This is a genomic window from Marinobacter sp. (assembly GCF_041686475.1).
In the GTDB taxonomy this organism is placed as follows: Bacteria; Pseudomonadota; Gammaproteobacteria; order Pseudomonadales; family Oleiphilaceae; genus Marinobacter.
In genome coordinates this window covers 1-18115 of the sequence record NZ_JAWLDU010000056.1, presented here as the reverse complement: position 1 = coordinate 18115, position 18115 = coordinate 1, and the positions used below count along the sequence as shown (strand labels likewise).

Genomic DNA, 18115 nt, shown 5'->3' with positions numbered 1-18115 from the left:
ATCACGTCCACTTCTTCCTGGGCCAGCAGTTCGCGGGCCTTTTCAGCAAACAGCGGCCAGTCAGAGGCCGGGTCCACAACCACGGCTTCCAGTTCACGTCCCAGCACGCCACCTTTGGCGTTCTGCTGTTCAATCAGCATTTCAACGGTGTCTTTCAGCACGGTTTCACTGATAGCCATGGTGCCGGAGAGCGAGTGCAGGATGCCTACCTTGATAGGGTCTTCCGCCGCCACGGAATTAAAAGAGATGGAAAGTGCGAGCGCAGAGAGGCCCAGTTTCACGTGTTTTTTGATGCTCATGGTGCGCGTCCTTTTCTAGTTGGGGTATGCAGTTCGTCTTGAAACGCTCCATGCCCTCTGCATCTGCTGTTCCAGCTTTCACCAATCCCCATCCAAAACAGCGAGTTATCTAGTATACAAGCTGTCAGCTGTCCTTCTTACTGCGTTCCCGAGCCATCAAATCCAGGGATCAGGGGCCTTTTTCTGGTGCATGCGCCCATCAATGGTGCACCCTGAAAATGTCTCTTTTCTCACCATACGTTTATATCTGTCTGTTTATAATAGTTATTTTTAAATTCTTTTCGGATGGCACGGCCATTGCCGTTGCTCATGTATACAAGTTGATAACGCACGTGAGGATGCACCATGCCCGCTACAACCGGATGGACCATTGAGGACTGGCGAAAGGCCTACCAATCGGGTACCAAGCCTGAAGACCTGCTGGGTGAACTGGTCGCCAGCCTGGATAAAACCGACAACGCCTGGATTGCACTATCAGGAAGCACGCAGTTACAGGCAGCGTTGTTCGATCTGGCGGGCACACTCAATAAGGTGGGCGGTGATATCAGCCGTCTTCCGCTTTATGGGGTTCCTTTCGCGGCCAAGGACAATATAGACGCCGTCGGGTTCGAGACCACAGCGGGCTGCCCGGCCTATGCCTATACGCCGGACGAGGACGCCACGGTGATTGCCCGGCTGAAGGCCGCGGGCGCCGTGTTGATCGGCAAGACCAATCTCGACCAGTTTGCCACCGGGCTGGTGGGCACCCGCTCGCCCTACGGGGCGGTATCCAATGCCTTCAAGCCGGAAGTGATCAGCGGCGGCTCCAGCTCCGGCTCCGCGTCGGTTACCGCCCGCGGCCTGGTGCCTTTTGCGCTGGGTACGGACACCGCCGGCTCCGGCCGGGTGCCTGCAGGGCTGAACAACCTGGTGGGTTTGAAACCCACCAGGGGGCTGTTCAGCATCCACGGTGTGGTACCGGCCTGCCGTTCCCTGGATTGCGTTTCGATTTTTGCACTGACGGTGAACGACGCCGGCAAGGTGGCGGATGCCATGGACGGTTTTGATGCAGAAGATGCCTTCTCCCGCAAGGCGCCCTACGCCCTGCCTCTGGATGGCCCGGCCATTCGCCGCCCAGGCCCGATCAATCGCCTCGCCATTCCGGAGCACCCACAATGGTTTGGCGACCAGCAGGCGGAAGCAGCCTGGAATACCGCCGTCAGTCTGTGGCGCCAGCAGAACGTTGAGCTGGTTCCACTGGATTTCAGCCCCATGCTGGAACTGGCCGCTCTGCTCTATGAAGGCCCCTGGGTGGCAGAGCGCCACGCCGCGGTGGAATCCTTCATGGCAAACCATGGCAGCGATATGAACCCGGTGGTGAAAGGCATCATCGGCAAGGCCACAAAGTTCACAGCCACGGATACCTTCGGGGCCCAGTACCGCAAGGAAGAACTGCTGCGCCAGATTGACGAACTGCTGGCCGATATAGACGCCCTGCTGGTGCCCACCGCCCCCACGGCGCCGACCATTGAAGCGGTCAACAAAGACCCGGTCACCCTCAACAGCCAACTGGGCACCTACACCAATTTCGTCAACCTGGCGGATTTCAGCGCCCTGGCCATACCCGCCGGCTTCCGCGACGACGGCCTGCCATTCGGCCTAACGCTGATTAGCGGCGCCTGGAAAGACACCGAACTGCAGCATCTGGCCTGCCAGTGGCTGAATGCCCACCCAACTCCCCTGGGCGCCACCGACAAGCCACGGCCGGAAGAAACGCCCGGGGCGGCGATTTCCACGCCCACCGTGCAGGTGGCCGTGGTAGGCGCCCATCTCAGTGGCATGCCTCTGAATACCCAGCTTACCGAGCGCTATTCCGTACTGCTGGAGCAGACCACCACCTCCGCCAATTACCGGCTCTACGCCCTGCCCAACACCACCCCACCCAAACCCGGGCTGAAGCGGGTAGCACCGGGCGAAGGTGAGCAAATCATCGTGGAAGTCTGGGAGATGCCCGCCTCGGCGTTCGGCTCCTTCGTGGACCTGATCCCCGCGCCGCTGGGCATCGGCAGTGTCGAGCTCGCCGATGGCCGTTGGGTGAATGGGTTTATTTGTGAGGGCTATGGATTCGAGGGGGCTCGGGATGTGACTGAGTTTGGTGGTTGGCGCGGGTTTTTAGGGTCCGGCTCTGGAGCCGGGCCCGGGGTCTGACCTGGCGAAATTCGGTGAAATGGTGAGTGCAGAGATCGCCGGAAACATCTGGAAGTGTCTGGTAAAACCGGAGAGATCAGTGCCATGCAAGTTGAGCCTGGCAAGGCTGTGACTACCGGGGAGCCTCTGTTAAGCATCAAAGTTTAGCTTGAGAGTTGTGCCGCACTGGCCTCTTAATTTGGAGTATCGCCGCTGGGGGAAACAGGGAAAATGGCAACAAACACCAAAAGAAAAGAGTCCATGGCAGACAGGGTTTACGAGGCCCTGAAGGACGACATCTTTGAGTATCGGCTGATCCCCGGCGACAAATTCAGCGAGGGCGATGTGGGAACACGCCTGAATGCCAGCCGGACGCCCGTGCGGGAGGCGCTGTATCGGCTGCAGCGGGAAGGGTTTGTCGAAGTGCTGTTCCGCAGTGGCTGGCAGGTGAAGCCGTTTGATTTCCAGCAGGTCGAGGAACTCTACGACCTGCGCATCACCCTAGAACGGGCCGCGATGCACAAGATCTGCCAGCAATCCGAAATACCCCAGACCGTAAAAACCCTCACCGCCATCTGGAACCCCGACCACCCCTCCGAACGCGCCGTTGGCAGTACCGTGCGGGCGCTGGATGAAAGCTTCCATTGCGATCTTGTGGCCGCCGCGGGCAACCGGGAGATGACGCGGATTCACCGGGAAATTACCGACCGACTGCGGATTATCCGGCGGCTGGACTTTACTCGCGACGACCGGATAGACGCCACCTACCGGGAACACGCCGAAGTACTGGAGGCTATCCGGGCCGGTCATGCTGTGGAGGCAGCGGACCGGTTAACGCGCCACATCCGCATCAGCCAGAAGGCCGTACGGGAGATTACCATGGAGAAAATTCGCGAGGCCGCGGAAGCCCATCAATCGTTCTCCGGAAACACTACCGACCTTTCCATGGCGCCGGAAAAAAAATCGTAAAAACCTGAACTTATATTCACTACTATCAAAGCTGCATTGATTACAAATCTGTAAGAGATATCGCACAAACCACAGAGCGATTGTCCGATTTGCTGACAACGGATCCCACGTAGAATGATCAGCGTCAAGGATGAGAAGCCGGCACGGAAAGCTGGCTCAGGGAAGATCACTCCAGGGATCAGGAGTTGCCCAGGAAATCAGGGCTTACAGGGACGAAAAACAGGGATGATGCGCGAAGGACATTGCGCAGCCTGAGGGACCAGGCATGGGGTCAGCCACGGGCTCGGAATCACATGGAATGTGTTCCGGTCCGTGCACTTTCCCTCCCCTATCGGTTCCTACTTCTTGCTACACCAGCTCCGCCGCTTTTACGTCCTGACGAATAATCAGACACGTAAATTAAATCTCAGGAGCTTTTAAACATGAAACGCACCCCTCTGATGGCCATGATGGTCCTGCTGTTCAGCCTGTTCACCGGTTTCGCCCAAGCTGAACCTGCAACCATCAATATCAATACCGCCGACATCGAAACCCTGGCCGACCTCAACGGTATCGGGCAGAGTAAGGCCGAAGCCATTGTGGCCTATCGCGATGCCAATGGCCCTTTCCAGTCCAGCAATGACCTGACCAATGTCAAGGGCATTGGTGAGCGCACGGTTGAAAAGAACGCCAAGCGCCTGTCTGTTGAATAAGCCTGCCGGGCAGCGGTCTGGCGCCGCTGCCCACCTTTCCTGAAAACTTCCCATAAAGTCGTCTGGCAACAGCTTCTTCGCCACCCTATGATTGACTGTTACAGTCAACGATTTCTTCGAGTGGCATCGCTATGGTTGATCCCATCAAGGTTTATCCGGCCAAACCTTCCAAAGTGTATTTTTACGGCACCTGTCTGGTGGATATGTTCTACCCGGACGCGGGCATGGCTGGCATCCAGTTGCTGGAACGGGAAGGCATTGAGGTCATCTACCCCGAAGACCAGACCTGTTGCGGCCAGCCTGCCTATACTTCCGGCTACCATGACGAAGCCCGTGCGGTTGCAAAGGCCCAGCTCGGGCTGTTCCCGGAAGACTGGCCCATTGTGGTTCCTTCCGGTTCCTGTGGCGGGATGATGCGAAAGCACTACCCGGCGCTGTTCAAGGATACCGCCGATGACGTGAAAGCGGCGGAAATTGCCGGGCGGATCTGGGAACTGACGGATTTCCTGGTGAACGTGTGCCATATCAAACTGGACGACCTTGGCGAGCCCACTACCGTGGCCATGCATACCTCCTGCTCGGCACGCCGTGAAATGGGCGTGGCGGAAGTTGGCCCGAAACTGCTGGGGCAGCTGAAGAACGTAAACCTGGTGGAACAGGTGCGGGCGGAGGAATGTTGCGGCTTCGGTGGTACCTTCGCGGTACGCCATCCGGAGATTTCCGGCGCCATGGTCAGTGAAAAAGTGGACACCCTGGTCAATACCGGAGCCAAGGAATTCGTTACCACGGATTGTGGTTGCCTGATGAACATTGACGGATACGCAGAGAAAAACCATAAGCCGGTGACCGGCCAGCACATTCTGAGTTTTCTCTGGGAACGCACTCACGGCGATGGGAGCAAGCGCTCATGAGCGAAACAGCTGAACAGTCCCCCCATCACATTGATGTAAAGGAATTCCACCCGCGTGCCCGGGCGGCGCTCCACAACCCGCAGATTCGTCAGAATTTCCGCAAGGCGATGGACGGGCTGATGACCAAGCGCAAGTCTTCCTTCGAGGGCTGGGACCTGGAAACCCTGCGGGACCTGGGTGCCAATATCCGCCTGCGGGCGCTTGCCAACCTGCCGGATCTGCTGGAGCAGCTGGAACAGAAGTTGACCGAAAACGGCATTACCGTGCACTGGGCCAACGATGGCGACGAAGCCTGCGAGATCGTGCGGGACATCTGCGTGGCCCGCAAAGCCAAGAGCGTGATCAAGGGCAAGTCCATGGTCTCCGAGGAAATGGAGCTGAACCATTACCTGGAAGAGCAGGGCATAGAAGCACTGGAGTCGGACCTGGGCGAGTACATCGTGCAACTGGCCGAGGAAACGCCGTCTCATATCATCATGCCGGCGATTCACAAGAACACCGAAGAGATTTCCCAGCTACTGCATGACAAGACCGGCACCGACCTGTCCCACGATGTGGAGTACCTGACGGCCAATGCCCGCCTGCAGTTGCGTGAGAAATTCATGAATGCGGATGTGGGTGTGTCCGGCGTGAACTTTGCGGTCGCTGAAACCGGCACCCTGTGCCTGGTGGAGAACGAGGGCAACGGGCGCATGACCACCACGGTGCCGCCCTGCCACATTGCGGTAACCGGCATCGAGAAGGTCGTGCCCAACCTGGAAGACGTCACCGCCTTGCTGGCACTGCTGACCCGATCAGCCACCGGCCAGCACATCACCACCTATTTCAACATGATTTCCGGGCCCCGCCAGCTCGGTGAACTGGACGGCCCGGAAGAAGTCCACGTAGTGCTGGTGGATAACGGCCGTTCCACCATCTACCAGGATGATGAACTGCTGGACACCCTGCGCTGTATCCGCTGCGGCGCTTGCATGAACCACTGCCCGGTTTATACCCGTGTTGGCGGTCATGCCTACGGCACCACCTACCCGGGGCCCATTGGCAAGATACTGATGCCCCATATGGTGGGCCTGGACGAAGGGCGGCACCTGCCCACCGCCTCGAGCCTGTGCGGTGCCTGTGGCGAAGTGTGCCCGGTGAAGATTCCCATACCGGACCTGCTGGTGCGCCTGCGCCAGGAAGCCGTTGACGGTGACAAACTGCACCCTGCCAAGGTTCGCGGCCACGGCGCCAAACGCAGCAGTATGGAAGCCATGATCTGGAAAGGCTGGAGCTGGATGCACGCCCGCCCAGGGCTCTATCGCATGGGCACCAACCTGGGCGCCCGCTTCCGCAAGCTGCAGCCGGGTAAGATCGGTGGCTGGACGCAGTACCGCACGGCGCCGAAACTGGCCGCCAAAACACTTCACGAACGGATGAAGGAGCGCAGCCAGTGAGTTCCCGCGATACAATTCTCCAGCGCTTGCGCCACCGCACAGGCGGCGAACTGACCGCTCCGGAATGCGACTTCTCGGTGCTCAACCGCCCCGAATGGAGTACGGCTGAAAAGCTCGACATGTTCGAACAGACCATTGAGTCCGTCCATGGCGAAGTGCATCGCACCACCGAAGACGGCTGGATCGATCGCCTGGCGGAAATCCTGCAGACCCGGAGCGCACAGACCCTGCTGATTGCAAAGCAACACGAGATCGGCAAGGCACTGCAAAGCGCCACCAAAAACCGCGAGGACCTGCCGCAACTGCTGGTCTACGATGAGCCGGTGGAAAGCTGGCAGAACGCGCTGTTCAGCGACGTGGACGCCGGCATTACGTCCACCCGTGGTGGTATTGCGGAAACAGGCTCGCTGATCCTTTGGCCATCGGTAGACGAACCACGGCTGATGAGCCTGGTGCCGCCTATCCATATTGCGGTGCTGAAAGCCAGCGAGCTTTACACCACCTTTCACCAGGCCATGCAATCCCAGAACTGGGGTACTGGCATGCCAACCAATGCGCTGTTAATCTCCGGACCATCGAAAACCGCTGACATCGAGCAAACCCTTGCCTACGGTGTTCATGGTCCCAAGGAACTGATCGTATTGGTTATTGAATGATTCAAGGCGCATTACTGATCGCCCTGGCCGCTCTGCTCTGGGCGACCACCGGCGTCGTCGCAAAATTTCTGTTTACCGGCACCGAACTGCAGGCTGTCACTCTTGCCTTACTGCGCCTGGTGGTGGCCCTGCCGTTTTTTTTGTGCTGATGCGCAGGGAACAGCGCACCTTCGCACGCAAATCAACACCCCTGCCAAAACTGACCGGCAAGACACTGTTGCCGCTGGTTGCTCTGGGCTGCTTCCAGGCCGTATACCAGGGTAGTTATCTGCTGGCAGTGGATATGACCGGGGCCGGTATCGCCACGCTGATCGCCCTGTGCCTGGCGCCGGTGCTGGTTGCCATACTGGCGGCACCGCTGCTGGGTGAAAAACCCGGGCTGGTCACCATACTGGCCCTTGTGGCAGCCATTGCCGGCACCGCCATGCTGGTGGTCAGCGATATGGACAGCGCCGGCACACTTCGCCTGGGCGGCATCCTGATGGCGGTTCTGGCAGCTTTTGTGTACGCCGGCTTCACTCTGACCAGCCGCCACACGTCCACGGGCACTCCGGTGTTCACCACGGCCTTTATCTGTTTCTTTACGGCAGCGCTAATCCTGCTACCGGTAGTGGCTGTAAGCGGTGGTTTCGAAGGGTTGAACAGCCTTGGCTTCGGGCAGTGGCTGATGGTGGCTTACATCGGCATTGTGCCGACCTGCCTGGGGTATCTCAGCTTCTTCACCGGCATGAAAACAACGCCAGCGACGTTATCCAGTATAATCGTCACGCTGGAGCCACTATTCGTGGCGCTGCTGGCCTGGGTTTTCCTGGGTGAAGAGCTGGGGGTAGTCGGAATCACCGGTGCGCTGATTCTGACCGCGGCAGTGATCGTGGCATCCAGAAGCAGTGCCGGACGCCGGCCCGGCACCGCCTGATCCTGCTTAAGCTTCCTCTTCGTCCCGGCGCTGCTTTTCAAGCATATTGGGCTGCAGGATTTCGATCCAGTAGCCGTCCGGGTCCTTGATAAAGGCCAGCCCTTTCATTTTGCCGTCGTCCGGCTTCTTGACGAACTCCACGCCAAGATTCTCGAAACGGGCACAGGCGCTGTAGACATCCGGCACGGCAACACCGATATGGCCGAACCCCTGGGGTTCGTCGTTGCCATTGTGGTAGCTGAAGTCCTCGTCGTTTTCGGTTCCCCAGTTGTGGGTCAGTTCCAGCATGGCTTCGCGGCCAAAAATGAAGGTGGTGCGATGGGCGTCGTCATTGGGCACCATGTTGGCCTGGCGGTCGTCCAGGTAGGCCAGAAAGTAGAGCGTAAACTGCATTTCCGGGAAATCGAGTTTTCTGACGAGGCGCATGCCCATTATCCGGGTGTAGAAGTCCATGGAGCGTTCGGGGTCTTTGATGCGCATCATGGTCTGGTTGAAGACGTAGCCTTCGGTTTCCGGGACTGGCGCTTCGTGCAGGCCTGGGGCTTGTTCGAAGTTCTTGGGCATGGGGGGCTCCCTTTTTTACGCGTTCAGGATTCAACCCTTATACTTGCGTGCGTGTCGGGGATATTTCAAGGGTCGGGCTGGCCAGTTGGTGTTCTTCGCCCTCGTAGTAGGCCTCTACCCTCGGATTCATCACCTTTCTCCACAGTGGCGGGATCATTGCCAGGACGACCATGGCGGCGTAGCCGGCCGGGAGTTGGGGGGCTATCTCGTGGTGGCGAAGGACCTGGTAGCGGCGTTTGGCCCAGGCGTGGTGGTCGCTGTGGCGCTGGAGGTGGAACAGGAATACGTTGGTGAGGAAGTAGTTGCTGTTCCAGCTGTGTTCCGGGCCGGTGCGTTCGTAGCGGCCGTTTTCGAGTTTGCGGCGGTGCAGGCCGTAGTGTTCGAGGTAGTTGACGATTTCCAGCAGGTTCAGGGCGATGAAGCTCTGGCCCAGGAAGAACGCCACGCCCAGCCAGCCGAAGGCGACGGTGAAAGCAGCCAGTGCCAGGGCGGAAAGGCTGTACCACCAGATCAGTTCGTTGCGCCAGTTGAAGGCTTTGTGGCCTTTTTTCTCCAGACGTTTGGCCTCCAGTTTCCAGGCGTTCATGAAGTTACGGGCATAGGCCTGGGGCAGGAAGTTATAGAGGGACTGGTTGTAGCGCGAGGAGGATGCATCCTCGGGAGTGGATACGTGCACGTGATGGCCACGCAGATGTTCCACCTTGAAGCCAGCGTAGCACACCAGTGACAACAAAAAGCCGCCGGCACAGGTTTCGAGCTTGCCGTCTTTATGGATGAGTTCGTGGGCAACGTTGATGCCCAGGCCTCCCACGATGCCGACGGAGAAGATCCAGCCAATGCCACCGGCCACATTAAAGATGCCGGAAGCCAGCACGAACATGCTCCATACCAGCAGCACCGCGAAGGCAGCGACCCAACCCAGGGTGATGAACTTGTAGAACACTTCGGAGTTCATGCGGGGCGCATCCATCTCCTCATCCGGGTTGAGAGCGTCTTTGCCCAGCAGCAGGTCAAGGATGGGAATGATGCCAAACACCACCACGGGAACGCCCCAGGCGAACAGGTTTACCCATCCAGTGGCCTGCCCGGCCGACAACAACAACGGCGGTAGTGCCAGGGGCAGCATGGCAATCAGGTAGCTGTATTTCTTGAGCGTCAGCAGCACTTTCCGGCGCGCGGATTCGGTACCCAGGGTTAAGCGTTTGGTACTCACGGGGTCTTACCTCATTGGCTGTTGCACTGGATTCTGTTGATCGCCTCTTGTTGACTGCATTATTGTCCTACAATCTGACAGTCGTCAACCTGGATTGGGTGAATTTTGATTACTATCTGGCCTGGCCGGCGGTAACTTCATGACAATCCTTGATTAAATGGCTGTGATAAACTTGCTGTGCATTTCACCGGTTCAGAGAGCCCCTATGGGTTTTCAGGTTCCTAACACCCTTGTCGAGCAGAGCGCCGACCTCGTGAGCCTGACGGCGGGCAGTCCATGACCAATATCCCGGACCAGGATTATCAACAACGTGCGTCCTGGCGCAGGCTGACGGTTTTCAGCCTGATTTTCATTGCCATGACGGCTGCCGGGCTCTATGCGGTATACGACCAGTTCGCGGGGCGCAGCGTCACGTTCGACCAGCACCTGCTGTCCCCACAAGCCATTGCCTCCGTTGTGACCCTGCTGGTTGTTTACTTCGTCGCGGACGGGCTGCGGCTGCACTTTACCCTGCGGGCACTGGGGCACCGTTTACCCTTCACGGTGGTTTTCAGGTTGGTTTTCATTAACCTCTTCTTCTCCAACGTTACGCCCATGGCCACCGGTGGCGGCTTTGCCCAGATCTGGTATCTGCAGCATCACGGCGTGCCGTTGGGCCGCGCCACTGCGGCAACCACTATCCGCACGGTGATCGCAGTAATCTTTATTTTCTCGCTCACCCCGGTTTTCCTGCTCACCCTTGACGCCCTGGATGGACAGCCTCTGGTTGGTGAAATGGGGCCGGTGCTGGCCGTGCTGATCCTCCTCTACCTCGGCTTTTTCATGGTGGTGCTGTTCCGCACCCACTGGCTGATCACACCGCTTGCGAGGCTGCTGAGTTTGCTGCACCGCTTCCATCTGCTGGGTGAGCGCCGCCATCGCCGCTGGCAGTTCAAGGCCAAACGGGAGATGCTGCGCTTCTCGCGCAGCTTTGGCGATTACCTTAAGGGGCCAAAACAGTTCGTTGCGCTTTCGGTACTGTTCACCTTTGTCTTCCTGCTCAGCCTGTTCAGCTTTCCGGCGCTGCTGATTTCAGCGCTGGACTATGAGGTAGACTACCTGGTGAGCACGGGTCTGCTGGTGGTGACTACCTTTGTGATGTATTTTTCACCCACACCCGGTGCATCCGGTATTTCGGAAGGTGTATTCGGCAGTTTTTTCCGCGACATACTGACGGCCAACCATCTGGTGCTGGTGACCATCAGCTGGCGATTCATCACCATTTACCTGGGCATGCTGGCGGGCCTGGTGATTCTGCAGCGGGAACTGGTGAGGAACCGAAAGGAAGCCCAATGACACGACGTCATCCATTAAAGATCCTTTTCTACATCAACCTCGCCATTGTCATGCTGCTGGTGGGGTACAAGGGCTACCTGAATTATTTCGAGCCGGATTATGAAGCCCTGCACACAGAGCAGGTCGACCGGATCCATGAGAACCTTTCCGACCCCGGTGGTTTCAGCTTTGCGGTTGTGGGCAACATCAACAACTCGGTTGGTGTCTTTGAAGAGCGCATCATTCCGGCGCTAAACCAGGCCGACCTGGATTTCATGGTGTCGGCCGGCAATGCAGTCAGCGGAGGTGGCGAAGACAAATACCGGGCGATCCAGGGCACGCTTTCACACCTGGAAATCCCCTACCTGCTCACCTTCGGCGAAAACGAATACGAGAACTTCGGCAGTTACCGGTTCTACGACCACTTCGGCCCTCATTTCTTCAGTATCAAGGTCGGCGGCGCCCAGTTTATTTTCCTCGACAGCACCGGAAAGACACCCTGGCAGTGGCAGGTCCGCTGGCTTAATGATCTGTTAAGCCAGGAGGAAAACCGGCCGCGATTTCTGTTTATCGGTCACCCTCTGATGGAACCGGAACAGGAAGCACCCTTCGAGGAGGAGGACGATTTCCTTCAGCCGCCGGAATTCCGGGATGCACTGATGGAAGCCATCGCCCGGCATCGGATCGACATGGTGTTTTCTGCCAATCTTTCCCTTTATGCCGACCAGGTCCAGGGGGACACTCGCTTCATAACCACCGGTGGTGCCGGAGGCCTGGTGCTGAACAACGATACCAGCTTCTACCACTATGTGCGGGTGGATGTGAGTGAGGACGATGAGATCAGCCACGCGCTGGAGCGCCTTGAAGCCAGGCAACATCCGGTACTGAGCACACTGGAATCCCTGTGGTTCTTCATCTACTCGCTGTTCTATGTGGGCTACGTGAATTTCATACTGCTGGTCAGCGTCTTCGTGCTGATCGGTACCAGGCTCTACGCCGCGATTTTCGTGGCAAAGGACTACTACCCCAATTACGACCTGGACCCGCAGCCCTGGCTCTCCCGGCATCTTCGTATTGCCATGTTCACCAATAACTACCTGCCCTTCATTGGCGGGGTACCGATCTCTATCGAACGCCTGAGGAAAGGCCTGGAAACCCTGGGCGACGCCGCGCTGATTGTGTGCCCTCGTTACCGCGACCAACCGGTTCATGAGTCCAACGTGGTCCGGGTTCCATCGTTGCTGGCCATGGGTGAGAACCGGGAGTTCCGGCTGGCCAATATCTTCCTGGCGCGTATCCGCAAAAGGCTGACGGCCTTCAAACCGGACATCATCCATGTGCATCATCCGTTCTGGCTCGGCTCCCTGGGGATATTTATCGCCAGGCGCCTGAAGGTGCCAACGGTTTACACCTATCACACTCGCCTGGAGCACTACGCGCATTTCGTGCCCCTGCCGGGCAATCTGTTCCGTAACCTGATCTCCCACGAACTGATCCGGCGGTTTGCCAACAAGTGCGATGGCGTCATCGTGCCCACCTACTCTACGGAAGAGTACCTGCGGATGATTGGCGTCAAGAGCGCCACCTTCGTGCAGCCAACCGGCATCGAGTACCAGCGTTTTCAGGAAGTGGATGACGATGATGTCCGTAAGCTGCGGGAGAACCTGAGCATCAGCGATGAAATCGTGTTTGTCAGCGTGTCGCGGCTATCCAACGAAAAGAACATCGACTTCATGATCGACGCCATTGACGAGCTACGCAGGCGCAGCGACCGCCCGTTCCGCTTTCTGATGATCGGAGAGGGCCACCAGCATCAGAGGCTGCAGCAACGTATCGATGAACTCGGTCTGCAGAAGCATTTCACACTGGTGGGCTCCATCCCGCCGGACCAGATGGCCACCTGGTATCACCTGGGTGATGTTTTCCTCTTTGCCTCAAAGTCCGAAACCCAGGGCATGGTTATTCTTGAAGCCATGGCGGCAGGGCTGCCGGTGGTTGCCGTGCGCTCCAGCGGCATTGACGATGTAGTACGCCACGGTTTTAACGGTTTCAAAACGCCGGAGAAGCAGGGCCAGTGGTGTGAACGTGTGCAACAGCTGCTGGAAGACGACACCCTGCGCAAGGAGCTTGCCGACCACGCCCTGGAATTTGCTGCGGACTATTCGGTGGAGCAGTTTGCCCGGGATGTGCGGGAAATCTATGCCCTTACCCTGGCACAGTACGCCTCCCGGTAAGCCTCTTCGCACCACTTTCAACACCCCACTTTCAATGTCGGAGATGATCGGTTTAAACTGTGAAAACGTACTTGTAAGGTACTTTTTAAAACCGGAGACAGACTGTGACAGGCATTCCCGTTGGTATCAGCACCTGTTTGCTGGGCAAGGAAGTCCGCCACGACGGCGGGCACAAACATTCCCGCTTCTGCACCCAGGTGCTCTCACGCCATTTCGATTTCTGTTCCATCTGCCCGGAACTGGAAGCGGGGCTGGGTGTGCCAAGGCCTGCCATCCATCTGCGGGAATACCAGGACGGCCTGAGGCTGATCGAAACCAAAGGCACAGCAGACCATACCGATGCAATGCAGGGGTTTATCGATGAAGTAATGCCAACGCTGGCGAACCTGCGCGGCTATATCCTGATGGCGAAATCACCCAGCTGCGGCATGGAACGCATCAAGGTGCACAACGAGAACGGGAACGTGGCCCGCCGCGACGGCCGGGGCCTGTTTGCCGAGGCCCTGATGCGGCATTACCCGCTGATGCCGGTGGAAGAGGAAGGCCGCCTGAACGATGACATGCTGCGGGAAAATTTCATTGAGCGGGTGTTTGCCTACGATGACTGGATGCAGAACGTGGCAGGCGACAACCTTAGTGCCCGTGCCCTGATCGAATTCCACACGCGGCACAAGTTCCAGCTGCTGGCCCATTCCGAAAAGATCTACCGCCAGTTGGGGCCCATGCTCGGGGACCTGAAATCAGAGCCACTGCGGGACATTGCCGACCGGTATATTACTTCATTCATGGAAGCCATGACCCTGCGGGTAAGCCGGGGCTCACATGTGAATGCGATGCAGCATCTGATGGGTTATCTGCGGGATTCGATGGCGGATGAAGACAGGAAGGTATTGATGGAACAGGTGGAGGCGTACCACCGGGGCGAGGTGCCACTGGTAGTACCCATGACCCTTCTTCGGATGGCCCAGCGGCGGGAGCCGGTGGACTACCTTCACACCCAGAAATACCTGACCCCCTACCCTGACGAGCTGGGGCTCAGGAACCGGGTCTAGCACCTGGCTTCAGAATCCGTACAGCAGCGACAGCGAGACCTGCGTATCAGTGGCTTCAGAGCCTTCCGGCTCGTCTGAAACATGCTGCACCCGGTAAGCCGCCTTCATTGAAAGGTTGCCAACCACTGTGGCCTGCAAGGAAGTTTCAGATTCTGTCACGGTATTATTCTCGTCGAGCCCGACCTCAGTGCTCAGCTTCTGCCGAAACAGGGCACTGTCGGACAAAGCATAGTCAAACTGACCCGCCAGCCGGGCAATCGCTTCTTTTTCGTCGCGGTCGCCGTCGTTGTCCGGCTCCTCAAGTTTGTTGAAGCGGTAACCACCACCGGCGGACAGATCAAGGAACGAACGCTCGCCGCGCTGCCAGAGCCGGTTACCGTAACCAGCAGTCAGGGACGACTGAAAGTCATATCCGGAAAAACGGTCATCCTCATAGGAGCCACGAAGAAACACATACTGGCTGCCCTCGAATTTATAATCGGTTTGCAGCTCCGCCTTGTATTTCTCGGTGGTGGTGGTGTCCTCCGATTCTGAAAACGACGAGCGGAATTCGCCCGTATTGCGCCAGTCAGCCACTTCATGAATCAGCCCGAGACGGCTGTTGATGTCGGTTTCCTCGGAATTACCAGAGGTGACCAGGACGCCAAGTTCGCCTTCCCCCTCCCAGTTATCGAATCCTTCTGCAAGCACCGTCGGTGACACAGCCAGCGAGACAATCGCAACGGTTGTTCTGAACTGCATGAAATCTCCTCGTGTCAACTGTCAGGATTTTGCACGGCGCTCACCCATGGCGCTGTTTCGGGCCTGCTGTTCACGCTCCGCCTTTTTCCGGGCCTTGCGTTCGGCAATAACGCGTGCCGCTTCGCCCCCTACGTGGGCTTCGCCACGCTGTTCCGCCAATCGCATCTGTCGCTCACGCTCGGCAAAACGGGCTTTCTGCTCTTCCGTCAGTGAATCGATGCACTGATGACAACTCACTCCCCGCTCGTATTCAGGGCGCTGCTTGTCTTCCTCGGTAATCGGCCGGCGACAGGCATGGCACTGATCGTACTCGCCCCGCTCCAGTTTGTGGTTCACCGTTACCCGGTCATCAAACACAAAGCACTCGCCCTGCCAGAGGCTCTGCGACTCCGGCACTTCTTCCAGGTACCGGAGGATGCCCCCTTTCAGGTGATAAACCTCATCGAAGCCCTGCTCTTTCAGAAACGCCGTGGATTTCTCGCAACGGATGCCCCCGGTGCAGAACATGGCCACCTTTTTGTGCTTGGAAGAATCCAGGTTTTCCTTTACGTACTCCGGGAATTCCCGGAAGGTATCCGTGGCCGGGTTCCTGGCGTTCCTGAAGGTTCCAATTTCCACTTCGTACTGGTTACGGGTATCCACTACCATTACGCCGGGGTCGGAGATCAGATCATTCCATTCTTTCGGGTCTACATAGGTGCCCACAATTCGTTTGGGATCAATACCCTCCACACCCATGGTGACAATTTCTTTTTTCAGCTTCACCTTGGTACGTTTGAAGGGCTGGATATCCACGAAGGATTCCTTGTAATCAATACCCTCAAATCGCTCATCGGCATCCAGCCAGTGGCGGATGGCATCCACACCGGCCCGGCTGCCGGCAATGGTGCCGTTGATGCCTTCACGTGCGAGCAGCAGGGTGCCGTGCACGTCCTTCTCAAGCATCAGATCCAGCAGCGGCTGGCGAAGGGCTTTGTAATCGTTCAGAACCGCGAACTTGTAAAGCGCGCAGACAACAACATCCTGGCTCATGAGTCTGATTTCTCCTGCGGGCCGGACCGTAAATCCGGAGCATGGTTAATGATCGCCAAAGGCGCGAGGCCGTCATTCTAACGAATCACGACCCAGTAGAGTATTACGGGGAGTTACATGAGCTCAGTCATTCAGTTCACGCTCGACAACTGCAGATAGCTGCCCCCAGCCCGGGCGGGTCAGGCGCACGTTGTCTACCAGTACAGTCGGCGTGCTGGTGACACGCAGCTGCATGGCGACGCGACGACTCTCCTCGATATCATCAATGTGCAGGTCGGTATCCATACAACGGCGGAAACGGCGTTCATCAAGCCCCAGGTCATTGGCGTAACGGCTGAAGGTGTCCGCGGGGTTACCGGAACCGCTCCATTCGGTCTGCATATCGAACAGTTCGTCATGCATTTCCCAGTAGGCACCCTGGTCACCTGCACATCTGGCGGCGTGGGCTGCTGGCACGGCATTGTCGTGTTGCTGCAATGGCAGGTCGAAGTAGACAAAACGCACTTTGCCAGATTCGACGTATTCCTCCTTCAACCGCTCGCTCGCGTCCGCGAAGCGCGCGCAGGCCGGGCACTCGTAATCTGCAAATTCCCGCACAACCACGGGCGCGTCGCTGTCACCTACCGAAATCCCGTAACGATCCAGTTGGGCAGGAAAGGGATCGGCATTGGGCGCTGCAACGGGAAGTTCATCCGATGACGGATCCGGGCTTGCAGCCAGAAAAAAGACAGCAACCGCAACGAGAACCAGAACAATAACGCCAAGGCCGGCGTATAGCGGCTTGCGATCTTTCGGCTTGCGGGGTGGTGGCGCACCGGTTTCCTTTCTTCTTTTTGCTTCGCCCATGGTGGAGCTCCTTGTTATTTATTCGTTTCTGGTCATTTTCAGGCGGTAGTAAGCACGCTAAGATCCTTTATATCGTACAAAAGTTCCAACAAAAATTAAGGAATTCTCATGGCGTTACCTGAATCACTGAAGAACTCGCTGGACCTGCCGCTGGTGGCAGCGCCCATGTTCCTGATCTCCGGCCCGGAGATGGCGCTTGCCTGCTGCAAGCAGGGCATTGTTGGCAGCTTCCCGGCGTTGAACCAGCGCTCCAGCGAAGATTTCGAGAATTGGGTGATTCAGATGAACGAAGGGCTGGAAGAGTTCCGTCAGAGTCATCCTGACCACAAAACCGCGCCTTACGCCGTTAACCTTATCGTCCACCGTACCAATCCCCGCTGGGAAGCTGACCTGGAACTGTGCGTGAAGCACCAGGTACCCATTGTGATTACTTCTCTCGGCGCCGCAACCCGCGTCACAGAAGCCGTGCACAGTTACGGCGGCCTGGTTTTCCACGATGTAACCAACCAGAGGCACGCCCGCAAGGCAGCGGAAGCCGGCGTGGATGGCATTATTGCGGTTTCCGCCGGCGCCGGCGGCCATGCCGGCACCATTAACCCCTTCGTGCTGGTGCATGAGCTTCGCGAAGTGTTCAATGGCATTATCCTGCTCGCCGGCGGGCTATCGAAAGGCGAAGACATTCTGGCGGCCCAGGCCATGGGTGCCGACCTCTGCTACATGGGCACACGCTTTATCAACACCACCGAATCCCTTGCGGAAGCGGCCTACCAGAATATGATTATTGAAGCAGTATCCGGCGACATCATCCATACCCCGGCGGTATCGGGCATTCCCGCCAACTTCATGCGCCAGAGCCTGGAAGCGGCAGGCTACCCAATGGACAAACTCAACCAGGCGGGCGAACTTAATTACGGCGAAAAACTCAAACCCGTGGACGACGAAGCCAAGGCCTGGAAAACCGTGTGGTCCGCAGGTCAGGGGGTGAGTCAGATTACCGATGTTGTTGCGGTCGGTGACTTGGTGGAGCGGATCGGCAAGGAGTATCGCGAGGCGCGTTCGCGGGTTTGTGGTTAG

The 18115-nt window shown here is 57.8% G+C and carries 16 protein-coding genes and 1 pseudogene; 11 read left to right on the top strand and 6 right to left on the bottom strand.

The window, feature by feature from the left end; genetic code table 11:
* On the bottom strand, positions 1-299 hold a 299-nt coding region (locus ACESMB_RS12200; protein ID WP_372971657.1), incomplete at its 3' end, for a transporter substrate-binding protein.
* A gap of 345 nt (positions 300-644) precedes the next feature.
* On the opposite strand from ACESMB_RS12200, the gene atzF reads away from it, so the two are divergent.
* The 7 genes and pseudogenes from atzF to ACESMB_RS12165 all read left to right on the top strand — a co-directional run bounded on the left by atzF (position 645) and on the right by ACESMB_RS12165 (position 8045).
* The gene (gene atzF / locus ACESMB_RS12195) at positions 645-2486 is read left to right on the top strand and encodes an allophanate hydrolase (RefSeq protein WP_372926546.1); all 1842 of its coding nucleotides are present in this window, start codon (positions 645-647) and stop codon (positions 2484-2486) included.
* A 210-nt stretch (positions 2487-2696) separates the two neighbouring features.
* Complete coding sequence (locus ACESMB_RS12190; protein ID WP_372971656.1) at positions 2697-3434, top strand: GntR family transcriptional regulator; 738 nt, start codon at positions 2697-2699, stop codon at positions 3432-3434.
* Positions 3435-3856: 422 nt separating this feature from the next.
* Positions 3857-4126 carry a ComEA family DNA-binding protein gene (locus ACESMB_RS12185; RefSeq protein WP_372926548.1) on the top strand — a complete coding sequence of 90 codons (270 nt, stop codon included), beginning with the start codon at positions 3857-3859 and terminating at the stop codon, positions 4124-4126.
* 131 nt (positions 4127-4257) lie between these two features.
* The gene (locus ACESMB_RS12180) at positions 4258-5037 is read left to right on the top strand and encodes a (Fe-S)-binding protein (RefSeq protein ID WP_372926549.1); all 780 of its coding nucleotides are present in this window, start codon (positions 4258-4260) and stop codon (positions 5035-5037) included.
* Positions 5034-6473: a LutB/LldF family L-lactate oxidation iron-sulfur protein gene (locus ACESMB_RS12175; protein ID WP_372926550.1), complete on the top strand. Its 1440-nt coding sequence runs from the start codon at positions 5034-5036 to the stop codon at positions 6471-6473. The genes ACESMB_RS12180 and ACESMB_RS12175 overlap by 4 nt, the downstream gene beginning before the upstream one ends.
* Positions 6470-7129, top strand: a complete 660-nt coding sequence (locus ACESMB_RS12170) for a lactate utilization protein C (RefSeq protein ID WP_372926551.1) — start codon at positions 6470-6472, stop codon at positions 7127-7129. Before ACESMB_RS12175 ends, ACESMB_RS12170 begins: the two co-directional genes overlap by 4 nt.
* A pseudogene (locus ACESMB_RS12165) lies at positions 7126-8045 on the top strand (DMT family transporter). The gene ACESMB_RS12170 and the pseudogene ACESMB_RS12165 overlap by 4 nt, the downstream one beginning before the upstream one ends.
* Positions 8046-8051: 6 nt before the next feature.
* Here the strand turns inward: ACESMB_RS12165 and gloA are convergent.
* Both gloA and ACESMB_RS12155 read right to left on the bottom strand, forming a co-directional pair.
* On the bottom strand, positions 8052-8609 hold the full coding sequence (gloA, locus tag ACESMB_RS12160; RefSeq protein WP_372926553.1) for a lactoylglutathione lyase: 558 nt from the start codon (positions 8607-8609) through the stop codon (positions 8052-8054).
* A 37-nt stretch (positions 8610-8646) separates the two neighbouring features.
* Positions 8647-9822 carry an alkane 1-monooxygenase gene (locus ACESMB_RS12155; RefSeq protein ID WP_372926554.1) on the bottom strand — a complete coding sequence of 392 codons (1176 nt, stop codon included), beginning with the start codon at positions 9820-9822 and terminating at the stop codon, positions 8647-8649.
* A gap of 276 nt (positions 9823-10098) precedes the next feature.
* Here ACESMB_RS12155 and ACESMB_RS12150 point away from each other — a divergent pair, with 276 nt between their 5' ends.
* From ACESMB_RS12150 to ACESMB_RS12140, 3 genes are all read left to right on the top strand, one after another.
* Positions 10099-11157, top strand: coding sequence for a YbhN family protein (locus tag ACESMB_RS12150; RefSeq protein WP_372971655.1), 1059 nt, complete (start codon positions 10099-10101; stop codon positions 11155-11157).
* Positions 11154-13370, top strand: coding sequence for a glycosyltransferase (locus ACESMB_RS12145; RefSeq protein WP_372971654.1), 2217 nt, complete (start codon positions 11154-11156; stop codon positions 13368-13370). Before ACESMB_RS12150 ends, ACESMB_RS12145 begins: the two co-directional genes overlap by 4 nt.
* A gap of 104 nt (positions 13371-13474) precedes the next feature.
* Entirely contained in the window at positions 13475-14422 is a 948-nt protein-coding gene (locus tag ACESMB_RS12140) for a YbgA family protein (protein WP_372926557.1), read from the top strand.
* Positions 14423-14431: 9 nt separating this feature from the next.
* On the opposite strand, the gene ACESMB_RS12135 is transcribed toward ACESMB_RS12140, so the two are convergent.
* The 3 genes from ACESMB_RS12135 to ACESMB_RS12125 form a co-directional block, all read right to left on the bottom strand.
* The gene (locus tag ACESMB_RS12135; protein ID WP_372926558.1) at positions 14432-15163 is read right to left on the bottom strand and encodes a YdiY family protein; all 732 of its coding nucleotides are present in this window, start codon (positions 15161-15163) and stop codon (positions 14432-14434) included.
* 21 nt (positions 15164-15184) lie between these two features.
* Positions 15185-16195 (bottom strand): rhodanese-related sulfurtransferase, encoded by a 1011-nt coding sequence (locus ACESMB_RS12130; protein WP_372926559.1) that lies wholly within the window; start codon positions 16193-16195, stop codon positions 15185-15187.
* Positions 16196-16318: 123 nt separating this feature from the next.
* Positions 16319-17041, bottom strand: coding sequence for a DsbA family protein (locus ACESMB_RS12125; protein ID WP_372971653.1), 723 nt, complete (start codon positions 17039-17041; stop codon positions 16319-16321).
* A 108-nt stretch (positions 17042-17149) separates the two neighbouring features.
* Between ACESMB_RS12125 and ACESMB_RS12120 the strand changes: the two genes are divergently transcribed.
* The gene (locus tag ACESMB_RS12120) at positions 17150-18115 is read left to right on the top strand and encodes an NAD(P)H-dependent flavin oxidoreductase (protein ID WP_372971652.1); all 966 of its coding nucleotides are present in this window, start codon (positions 17150-17152) and stop codon (positions 18113-18115) included.